The organism is Marinifilum breve, from assembly GCF_003202155.1.
GTDB classification, from domain to species: domain Bacteria; phylum Bacteroidota; class Bacteroidia; order Bacteroidales; family Marinifilaceae; genus Marinifilum; species Marinifilum breve.
In genome coordinates this window covers 192,356-202,959 of sequence record NZ_QFLI01000011.1, presented here as the reverse complement: position 1 = coordinate 202,959, position 10,604 = coordinate 192,356, and the positions used below count along the sequence as shown (strand labels likewise).

Below are 10,604 nucleotides of genomic sequence, written 5' to 3'. Positions count from 1 at the left end.
AGAGACGATAACGTTGATAGGTTGCAGATGTAAAGGTGGTAACATCAAAGTCGAGCAATACTAATTACCCGAAAGCTTCTGAGTGGCGAGGTCAATCGCTGAATCTTACTAATGAAGGTTCTTTTATTTTACTTTTTCGATATGTCTATGATATTAGATTGACAGTTAATCCCGAAAAACGGATGATTAACAAGCAAAGTCAACAACGATTTTAGGTGTTTATAGCGACGGGGTTCCACCTCTTCCCATTCCGAACAGAGAAGTTAAGCCCGTTAGCGCCGATGGTACTGCAGAGATGTGGGAGAGTAGGTCGACGCCAACCTTTAAGGATAGTAAGTCTTCGGATTTACTATCCTTTTTTTATGCTTTAAAGTTAAAAGTAATAGCTACCCAAATAAGAGGTTCCTGAGCGGAGTCGAAGGAATTCCAACATGGAGTGAGACTCTTTTTTTTGCTTTAAACTTTAGGAGACAAGAAATCTAAAACAACTACCCACCACCTAATAAAGCAATACCCCATACCGAGGTATTAGGCTACCTTGGAGTGCGGGTATTATAATACCGCAGTTCATGGTATTGTGCTAATGCAATAAAAAGTGTGGGTTAATTAAGCGATCCGTATGGAAAAATCGGCCCGGTCTGATTGTAACACTAAAAGTATTACCCATTCTAATTGTGAGGTGCATTTATCTGCAATAGTCTAAAACCGCTGCCATGGATGTTTTCAATCGATAAATCAGAATCTGCTTTTAAATATTTTCTAAGCTTTGTAATATACACATCCATACTTCGTGTAGTATAGAAGTTATCATCGCCCCAAATGCTTTTTAAGGCTGTTTCACGAGGTAAAATTTGATTGATATTCTCAGCCAATAGTTTTAATAGTTCTGCTTCTTTCGGAGATAGTTTTTGTTCAGCATTGTCTAAGCTTAAAATTCTTAGGTTTGAATCAAAACTAAATTTGCCGATGGTAAATACACTTTTATTATGGGAGTAAGAAAATTCATTATTTCTTGATAGGATTGCCTTTATCTTATAAATTAATAGTTCAGAATCGAATGGTTTGGTTATGTAGTCATCGGCACCTAAGCGGTATCCTTGAATGATATCCTCTTTAAGAGTTTTAGCCGTTAAGAAAATAATAGGCATATCTGCATTTTTGAGCTTTATTTCTTTTGCTAGCGTGAAGCCATCCATTTCAGGCATCATTACATCTAAAATGCAGATGTCGAAAGTTTGAGCAGTAAAAGCTTTAAGACCTTCTTTCCCATTAACGCATAATGTTACTTCAAAATCAGAAATTTCGAGGTAATTTTTCATTACTGCACCAAAATTGGTTTCATCTTCGACTAATAATATTTTAATTGATTCTGCCATTATATTTTACTTAGTGGTAAGGATAGCTTGATACATGTACCCTGACCAGGTTTACTGTCCACATCAATTGATCCATTATGACGATCAATTACCAATTTCACATAGCTTAATCCCAATCCAAATCCTTTAACACTATGAATATTTCCTGTTTCGGCACGATAAAATTTCTTAAATATTCTTTTTACTGTTTTTGAACTCATTCCTATTCCCGAATCTTTAATTGTAATGAATAGGAATTCATTATTATTCTCTGTGCTAATTTCAATTTTAGGCTCATCATTCGAGTATTTGATAGCGTTATCGAATAAATTAAAAAGAACATTTAGAAAATGAACTTCATCAACATCAGTAATATCATTAATAGCATTAAGAGTAGTTGTTAAACGACCGTTTTTCTCATCAATTTGCAATTGGATATATTCTGCAGCTTTTTGAATAATTTCATTCAAATGACAGGATTGAAGATTTAATTTTAATTCATGTTTTCCGAATAAAGACAGTTGAAGAATGTTCTCAACTTGTTTGTTCATTCTAAAATTCTCATCCTTGATGATGCCTGTGAAATATCTGATTCTATCAGGATTACCTATTACTTTTGGATTATTGATAGAATCGGATGCCAGGCCAATTGTAGCAATTGGAGTTTTAAATTCATGAGTAATATTATTGATGAAATCTGATTTGATGTCACTAATGCGTTTTTGCTTTAGGATTAAAAATACTGCGTTGACAAATGTTACAACAATGAAAATTGTGAATATTCCTGATAAAATAAGAAGTGGAAATATTGATTTGTAGATCAGGCTAAATCTATCGATAAAATCGAGGGATAAAATCTGATTGGTGAATACTATATCGTTAGGAAATAAATTGATTTTATATTCCGAGTTTTTTAAGATTTCATTATAACTGCTATCCGAAGAATGAATTAGATGTAGAGGCTCACCCGTAAAAATTGCGAAATTGAAATCGGAATCAATATTGTAATTTTTAAGCTCAGAATTGATTAAGTTAGGGAGTTGTTCAAAATCTATTCTTTCATCAATGGAAACATCCTTGTTTTTGAACTCATACATTACTTTGCTGAAGATGTTTTCAATATGCTTTTCCTTTCGCTTTTCTCTTATAATGGTATCTCTGGTTTCTAAATGAATATCTATTTTGAAAGCTGAGTCCATTTCATGTCTGGGATGCCATAGGTTAAGATTTGCAGATTTGGATTGCATCACAATTACCTGGGAATCGGAATCTATCTTATAGGAAGTTTTCCCATTGATCGTTTTTCCTGTTTTAATTTTGATTACATTTTGACCAAGTTTTTTCCCTGATTCAAGAAAGTGCTTGAACTCTCGAACTTCAATATTCTCGTGAGAATTATTTGGTAAACCCTTTGTGAGAAATATTACATCTTCGCTCTTTTCAAGCTTGTCAACAATTTTATGAAGGGCTTTATTGATATTGGAATCAAAGGTTCTTTCTTCAATAGAAATTGCATTTCTGATCCAAAGAATTTGCACTGCAATAATTCCAAGTAAGGAAATACTCATTAAAATGATTAAACCTGTAATTAGCTTTTTATTCATGCGCTTTTGTAATTGTATTTGAAGATACATTACAAATTTACAATCTGCAAAGAATGAAGGTGGTTAAGGTCTCCCTAATAATCCTTAAAGAAAAGTTAAAGCATAAAAAAAGGGACTATAAAAGTCCCATGTCCTTAATTCGTTCTAAATCATCTGGTGTATCAATTCCAATTGATTCATGTTCGGTAATATCTGTTTGAATCCAATATCCATTTTCTAGCCAGCGAAGTTGTTCCAACGATTCTGAAACTTCCAATCTACTTTGTTCAATTTGGGTAATTTCTTGTAGTACATCTTTTTTGTATGCATACATTCCAATGTGCTTGTAGAATGTTCCATTGTTTAGCCAATCCTCTTTTTCAACACCTCTTTGATAAGGAATTGGAGATCGGCTAAAATAAAGAGCCTTCTGATCATTACTAATTACAGCCTTCACCTTATTCGGGTCGAATATATCTTCCTGACTTGAGATTTGTTTTACCAGTGTAGCAATTTGAGTATTCGGAGAATCAAAACATGCTTTTATCGATTCAATTTGTTCAGGTTGAATGAATGGCTCATCTCCTTGAATATTGATCACAACATCATATTCTTTCTGATTCGATTTAGAAATTGTAGCAACAGCCTCAGCAATTCGATCTGTTCCACTCTGGTGATCAGCAGAGGTCATTACAACATTTCCGCCAAATTTTTCTACTGCGGTTTTAATTCTGTCATCATCCGTAGCAACCCAAACTTCATCAATTGCCAATAAAGTTTGTTCATAAACTCGTTGAATCATTGTTTTGCCATTAATATCGGCTAAAGGTTTTCCAGGGAATCTGGTTGAAGCATATCTAGCTGGAATAATTCCTATGAATCTCATTTACTTTTTTGTTATAAATTATTTAGGCAAAGTAAATAAAAATTCAGAACCTTCATTCAATTTACTTTTGGCCATTATTTCTCCACCATGACCGTTAACGATTTTTTTGGCGATGGCTAATCCCAATCCTGTGCTGCTTTCGTTGGCAGTTGTTTTGGCACTTGTGGTTCCGAATTCGGTAAAAAGTTTCGATAATTCGGATTCAGGAATTCCAACACCCTGATCTTTAACACTGATTTCGAAATTGGTCGAATGATCTTTAATCTCAACCGTTATGGTAGTATGAGGAGTCGAATATTTAATGGCATTGCTCAATAAATTGTGAAGCACTTGCTCAATTTTACTTTTGTCAAGACTCACTGTGGAATCTTTTAATTTAACCGTGTTGATAATGTTGATGTTCTTTTTTCTGGCAAAAACCTTATTGATTTTTACAACTTCCTGTACAATTTGAGATATGTTTTCCTGATTCTTATCTAAACGAAGTTTACCTCTTTCGATATTCGAAATATCGAGTAACTCGTTTAGCAGCTGAAGAGAAAATTGACTACTATCCTTTATCAATGTCAACAATTCTTCTTTTTCATCGGTAGGAAATTCGTTTCCTGAGTCTAGCAGAATTTCGGAAAATGAGCTGATTGCTCCAATTGGATTTCTTAAATCGTGAGCAGCTATTCCTAAAAATTTAGACTTTTGCTCATTCAAACTTTTTAGTGTTTCATTTTGCTCTTCCAATTGTCTTCTGTGATTCTCTAATTCTGTGTGATCATCAACAATGATTAGCGTATACTTTTTACCATGAAACTGGATAAACTTGGTAGAATAAAGAAAGTGTTTCGAACCTTTAGTTTGCGAGGTGTAAAAATCTCGACTGAGTTTGTTTCTGTATGTAGGAACCTTCTCCGACATGGTTTTGAGAATATCCTTTCGCAATTTGCAGCTGGAACAATTACTTGTTGTTCCGCAATCCTTGCCTTCTTCAATAGCAAAAACACACCCCAAAGCATTACCACATAGTTCTCCTACAATTTGTTCTTCTCTTTTTTGAAACAGAATAGAGAAAGAATCGTTCACATTTTCAATTTTAGCTGATTGATCGACAATGAAAAGAGCAGAGGTAATATTATCAAATAAAATATTTAGGAATTCATTTGATTCTTTAAGGTTTTCGAGTTGTAAAGCCATCGTACTAGTATTTGTAATCCAATTATAAGTTTCTTACGTTCCGATGTAAAAAAGGATACTAAAATTAACATTCTTTAGGGATATTCAGAATGATTGTAGATTAAACTAAAAGTAAAAAATTGTAATTTTGTCAGGTAGTATGAAAAAATTTCATGCTGTACATTTTAATTTCAAGAATTGAGATTTAATGGAAGTACAAAAAATTAAACAAAGATTCGGAATAATTGGGAATTCTTACGCCTTGAATCGTGCCATAGATATTGCGGTTCAGGTTGCACCTACCGATTTGTCTGTGCTAATTACAGGTGAAAGTGGAACAGGTAAAGAAGTCTTTCCTCAAATTATTCATCAGTTCAGTTCAAGAAAACATGCACCATACATAGCAGTAAACTGTGGAGCAATCCCTGAAGGAACAATAGATTCAGAGTTATTTGGTCATGAGAAAGGAGCTTTTACTGGTGCCTTATCCGACCGAAAAGGATATTTTGAAGTAGCTGATAAAGGAACTATTTTTCTTGATGAGATTGGTGAGTTGCCTTTATCAACGCAAGTTAGATTGTTGCGTGTATTGGAAACGGGTGAATTTATAAAAGTAGGTTCTTCCAAAGTGCTAAAAACCAATGTAAGAGTGGTTGCAGCAACCAATGTAAACCTTCCAAAATCAGTAAAAGAAGGCAAGTTTCGTGAGGATTTATTCTATCGATTGAATACAGTTCCGATTTCGATGCCCCCTTTGCGAGAGCGTCAGGATGATATTCATTTGTTGTTTCGAAAATTTGCGCAGGATTTTGCAGAAAAGTATAGAATGCCACCTCTAAGGTTGGATGAAAGTGCTCAGCAAATGTTGAAATCATATCGTTGGCCTGGAAACATCCGACAATTAAAGAATATAACTGAGCAGATTTCAATTATCGAGAAGGAAAGACAGATAAATGCTGAAAATTTACAGACTTATCTTCCGAGAAGTGATGAGCAAATGTTGCCTGCACTTTATACAGAGCACAAAAAGCAAGAACAAAGTTTTTCATCAGAAAGAGAAATTCTATATCAGGTATTGTTCGATATGAAAAAAGACATGTCGGATTTAAAAAAGTTGGTATTTGATTTGATGCAAAAAGATGGTGACTCTGCAGATCTACAGAAAGACAATGCCATGCTGATTCGCAAACTGTATGAAGATCAGGAAATGGATATTGTGCAGCATCAGCCTGTAAAGCAGCCGACGGTTAACATTTCTACTCCCGATGATTCAGTAATTCAGGATACAGAAGTTTTTGTTGAAGAATCATTATCATTGGAAGAAAAAGAGATTGAGTTGATTAAAAAAGCTTTGGACAAACACAATGGAAAGCGTAAATATGCAGCTCAGGATTTGGGAATATCAGAGAGAACATTGTATCGTAAAATCAAAGAGTACGATATAGGTTAATTATTATAAATTATTGCTATTTTTATTTTTCATATATGAAGTTTATTAAAGTATTTGTTTTAAGCCTTTGTATTGCTGTTTTAGCCGTGGCTTGTAAGGTTTCTTATTCGTTTACAGGTGGTACATTATCCGAACATGTTAAGACTTTTTCGGTACAGTATTTTCCGAATCGTGCTCCATTGGTAAATCCAAATTTAAGTAATCGATTTACGGAAGAATTAAAGGAGAAATTTAGAAGCCAGACTTCTCTAGATGAGATTGTTGATGGAGAGGGACATATTAATTTTGAAGGGGAAATTACGGGATATAGAACCCAGGCATTGGATATTAAGGCAGGTGAAGTTGCAGCAACAAACCGATTAACGGTTACCATTAAAGTGCGATTTACCAACGAAATAGAAAGTGAAAATGACTTTGACAAGAGTTTCTCTGCTTTTGCAGATTATGACAGTATGGATCAATTGACAGATGTAGAAGAGACACTTCTTAATGATATTTTAGAGCAAATTATTGATGATATTTACAACGAAGCAGTTGTAAACTGGTAACGATTATGGAGCAAAGCAGAATACAAGATTGGGTTAAAGATTCAAAAACAATGGATAAATTCAGCCACAGAGAATTAAAGTATCTGGTGGAAAAATATCCATTTTTTGAAGTGGCTCATTTGTTACTGCTTAAAAACCTAAATGATAGTCAAAGTATTCGATTCAAGGAAGAACTGAGGAATTCGTCGCTTTATATTTCCGATAGAAGGCAACTATACCTGCTTTTAAATGATAGGTTGAAATTGGTTCCATTTGAAAAAACGGAATCTAATGAAGAAGAAACTTCTTTGGAAGTTGAAAGTGAGAACCTACAAGAACCTGTTACAGAGACTAGATTAGAAAAACCTGTAAGAGAAGAGCTTTTTGAATTATCATCTGAAGTAAGTATCGTTGAAAATGTAGAAAAGGATATTCTCGTGGATACTGATCATATGTCCAATGATGAAATTCTTGAATTGAGTGAACCAGGGATTGAGCCAATAGAGATAGAACCTAAAACTGAGGAGGCAAATAAACAAGAAAAATCGGATTCAGATTTGTTGGTTGCTGCAACAGAAGTGTATCATATTGGTTATGGTGGCAATTTATATACTTTAAAAGAGGATGAAGATCCGAAAGAAGAGACATCAAAAGAAGAGGATCGCAGTTTTACCGATTGGATGGAGGTTGTAGATAAAGGCGAAGAAACATCGAAATCCGAGCCTGAAAAAACAGCAGAACCAAAGAAGAAAAATCTGGATCTTATTGATAATTTCATCCAAAATGAGCCATCAATTCAGCGAAATATTAAAGTAGCTGATAAACAAGAGGATATTTCTGCCGATAGTGTACGTGAAAATGACAGTTTTATGAGCGAAACTTTAGCATCTATATATGTGAAACAGAGGTTGTTTGATAAAGCGATTGCTGTTTATCGTAAATTAGAGTTGAAAAATCCCGAAAAAAACGTTTACTTTGCGAGTCAGATTGAGAAAATAGAAAAATTAAAAAATAGTAAATAGATATGTTATATTACTTTGTTTCAATAGCAATTTTGATTGTTTGTGTACTTCTAATCTTAATTGTGTTAGTACAAAACTCAAAAGGAGGTGGATTAGCATCTAACTTTTCATCTTCGAACCAAATTATGGGAGTTAGGAAAACTACCGATTTTCTTGAAAAAGCTACCTGGACCCTTGCGGGAGGTCTTTTGTTCCTTTGTCTTGTAGCTGCAGTTACTATTCCTCGCGAAGAAATTCGTGAAGACAGATCTCAAATTGAGCAACAATTAAACGAGACTGAAACTACTCCTGAAATGCCAGCATTCCCAACTGATGCTGCAGCAACTGAGCAGGATACAGCAAAATAGAAGAAAGAAATTTTCTTACAATATAGAAATGTCAGTATGTCATACATGCTGACATTTTTTTATGCCTATATGTTATTGCAATTCAGTATATTTATTCTTTCTATGTGTCATTTTTAAAATTCTTTTGAATCTATTCGGAAATATTGACAATGAAATTGATTTGGCACAGATTGTGAAAGAAAAGAATCCGTAAATATTCAATAATATAATAATCTTAAATATTTTTAAAATGGCAGAATTAAAAGGTAAAATCCTTGCAGGAAAAGTACTGGTTAAGCCAATAATTGAAGAAAAAACTGCTAGCGGTATAATAATACCTTCATCAAGAAAAGATGATGCTTTTAGAGGTGAAGTTGTTTTAGTTGGATCGGCATTGCCAGATGTTCCAATGGAAGTTAGTGTTGGAGATATTGTTGTTTATGAGAAGAAATTTGTTCCAGAATTGACTATTGAAGGAGAGGAATATTTGCTACTTTCTCAAGATAATGTGTTATATATTGAGTAGTTAACAAGTAAACAAGGATAAAAAATGGCTAAAGAAATTAAATTTAATATTGAAGCTCGTGACCTTTTAAAGAAAGGTGTTGACGAGTTGGCAGATGCAGTAAAAGTAACATTAGGACCAAAAGGTAGAAATGTAGTTATCGATCGTAAATTCGGTGCTCCACACATCACCAAAGATGGTGTGAGTGTTGCTAAAGAAATTGAATTGGCTGATCCTGCAGCTAACATGGGTGCTCAAATGGTAAAAGAGGTTGCATCTAAAACTGGTGATGATGCTGGTGATGGTACAACTACTGCTACTGTATTGGCACAGTCGATTGTAAATGTTGGTTTGAAAAACGTTACTGCTGGTGCAAACCCAATGGATTTAAAGCGTGGTATCGATAAGGCTGTTGCTGCCGTAGTTACTAACATTAAAGAGCAATCTCAAATTGTTGGTGAAGATTTCGATAAGATTCAGCAAGTAGCGCAGATTTCCGCAAATAACGATAAGAAAATTGGTGATTTAATTGCTGATGCATTTAAAGCGGTAACCAAAGAGGGTGTAATTACTGTTGAAGAAGCAAAAGGAACTGAAACTCACGTAAAAGTGGTAGAAGGTATGCAGTTCGACAGAGGATACATCTCTCCTTACTTCATTACTGATGGTGATAAAATGGAAGCTGATTTAGAGAATCCATTTGTTTTGTTGTACGATAAGAAAGTATCTACAATGAAAGAATTAATGCCAGTATTGGAGCCAGCTGCACAGGCAGGTCGTCCGTTGATGATTATTGCAGAAGATGTAGAAGGAGAAGCATTGGCTACTTTGGTTGTAAACCGTTTGAGAGGTTCATTAAAAGTTGCTGCTGTTAAAGCTCCAGGTTTTGGTGATAGAAGAAAAGAGATGTTGGAAGATATTGCTATCCTAACTGGTGGTGTTGTGATTTCTGAAGAGAAAGGAATGAAGTTAGAACAAGCTACTTTAGAAATGCTTGGTCAGGCTGAAAAAATAACTATCGATAAGGAAAATACTACTATCGTAAACGGTGTTGGCGAAAAGGCTGCTATTGATGCTCGTGTTGCAAATATCAAAACATTAATTGGTAACTCTACTTCTGATTACGATAAAGAAAAACTTCAGGAAAGATTGGCTAAGTTAGCTGGTGGTGTTGCTGTACTTTACGTAGGTGCTGCTTCGGAAGTTGAAATGAAAGAGAAGAAAGACCGTGTTGATGATGCATTATCGGCAACTCGTGCTGCTGTTGAAGAAGGAATCGTTCCTGGTGGTGGTGTAGCTTATATCCGTGCTACAGCTGCTTTAGAAGGCCTTAAAGGTGATAACGATGATGAAACTACAGGTATCGAGATTGTGAAGCGTGCTATTGAGGAGCCATTGCGTCAGATTGTTGCTAATGCTGGTGGCGAAGGTGCTGTTGTAGTTGATAAAGTAAAAGCTGGCGAAGGTGACTTTGGTTATAACGCTCGTTTGGATGTTTACCAAAACTTATTTGAAACAGGTGTAATCGATCCTGCTAAAGTATCTCGTGTAGCTCTAGAAAATGCTGCTTCAATCGCAGGTATGTTCTTGACTACTGAGTGTGTATTGATTGATGAGCCGGAAGAAGCTCCTGCTATGCCAGCTGCTCCAATGGGTGGCGGTATGCCAGGTATGATGTAAGATCATTACAAAACAATATATGGAAAGAGGGTGTTCAATTTTTGAACACCCTTTTTTATTGAAAATTTATTTTTTGGTATAAAACGGGACTGGAATAAGTTTTTCT

General features: G+C 34.8%; 10 protein-coding genes and 1 rRNA gene. 7 read left to right on the top strand and 4 right to left on the bottom strand.

Annotation, left to right across the window (positions count from 1 at the left end):
- Window positions 1-211: 211 nt before the first annotated feature.
- A 5S ribosomal RNA gene (gene rrf, locus DF185_RS20180) occupies window positions 212-322 on the top strand.
- A 346-nt stretch (window positions 323-668) separates the two neighbouring features.
- Here rrf and DF185_RS20175 read toward each other — a convergent pair.
- From DF185_RS20175 to DF185_RS20160, 4 genes are all read right to left on the bottom strand, one after another.
- Complete coding sequence (locus DF185_RS20175; RefSeq protein ID WP_110363050.1) at window positions 669-1,376, bottom strand: response regulator transcription factor; 708 nt, start codon at window positions 1,374-1,376, stop codon at window positions 669-671.
- A complete protein-coding gene (locus DF185_RS20170; protein ID WP_165836084.1) occupies window positions 1,376-2,959 on the bottom strand; it encodes a sensor histidine kinase in 1,584 nt (527 codons plus the stop codon). Before DF185_RS20170 ends, DF185_RS20175 begins: the two co-directional genes overlap by 1 nt.
- A gap of 115 nt (window positions 2,960-3,074) precedes the next feature.
- The gene (kdsB, locus tag DF185_RS20165; protein WP_110363046.1) at window positions 3,075-3,824 is read right to left on the bottom strand and encodes a 3-deoxy-manno-octulosonate cytidylyltransferase; all 750 of its coding nucleotides are present in this window, start codon (window positions 3,822-3,824) and stop codon (window positions 3,075-3,077) included.
- Window positions 3,825-3,842: 18 nt separating this feature from the next.
- Entirely contained in the window at window positions 3,843-5,009 is a 1,167-nt protein-coding gene (locus DF185_RS20160) for a sensor histidine kinase (protein ID WP_110363044.1), read from the bottom strand.
- A gap of 187 nt (window positions 5,010-5,196) precedes the next feature.
- Between DF185_RS20160 and DF185_RS20155 the strand changes: the two genes are divergently transcribed.
- From DF185_RS20155 to groL, 6 genes are all read left to right on the top strand, one after another.
- Window positions 5,197-6,438 (top strand): sigma-54 interaction domain-containing protein, encoded by a 1,242-nt coding sequence (locus tag DF185_RS20155; protein ID WP_110363042.1) that lies wholly within the window; start codon window positions 5,197-5,199, stop codon window positions 6,436-6,438.
- 35 nt (window positions 6,439-6,473) lie between these two features.
- Entirely contained in the window at window positions 6,474-6,986 is a 513-nt protein-coding gene (locus tag DF185_RS20150; protein ID WP_110363040.1) for an LptE family protein, read from the top strand.
- Window positions 6,987-6,991: 5 nt separating this feature from the next.
- Entirely contained in the window at window positions 6,992-7,987 is a 996-nt protein-coding gene (locus DF185_RS20145; RefSeq protein ID WP_110363038.1) for a DUF8458 domain-containing protein, read from the top strand.
- 2 nt (window positions 7,988-7,989) lie between these two features.
- Complete coding sequence (secG, locus tag DF185_RS20140; protein WP_110363036.1) at window positions 7,990-8,334, top strand: preprotein translocase subunit SecG; 345 nt, start codon at window positions 7,990-7,992, stop codon at window positions 8,332-8,334.
- A gap of 229 nt (window positions 8,335-8,563) precedes the next feature.
- The gene (locus DF185_RS20135) at window positions 8,564-8,839 is read left to right on the top strand and encodes a co-chaperone GroES (protein WP_110363034.1); all 276 of its coding nucleotides are present in this window, start codon (window positions 8,564-8,566) and stop codon (window positions 8,837-8,839) included.
- A 24-nt stretch (window positions 8,840-8,863) separates the two neighbouring features.
- The gene (gene groL, locus DF185_RS20130; protein WP_110363032.1) at window positions 8,864-10,498 is read left to right on the top strand and encodes a chaperonin GroEL; all 1,635 of its coding nucleotides are present in this window, start codon (window positions 8,864-8,866) and stop codon (window positions 10,496-10,498) included.
- Window positions 10,499-10,604: the final 106 nt, after the last annotated feature.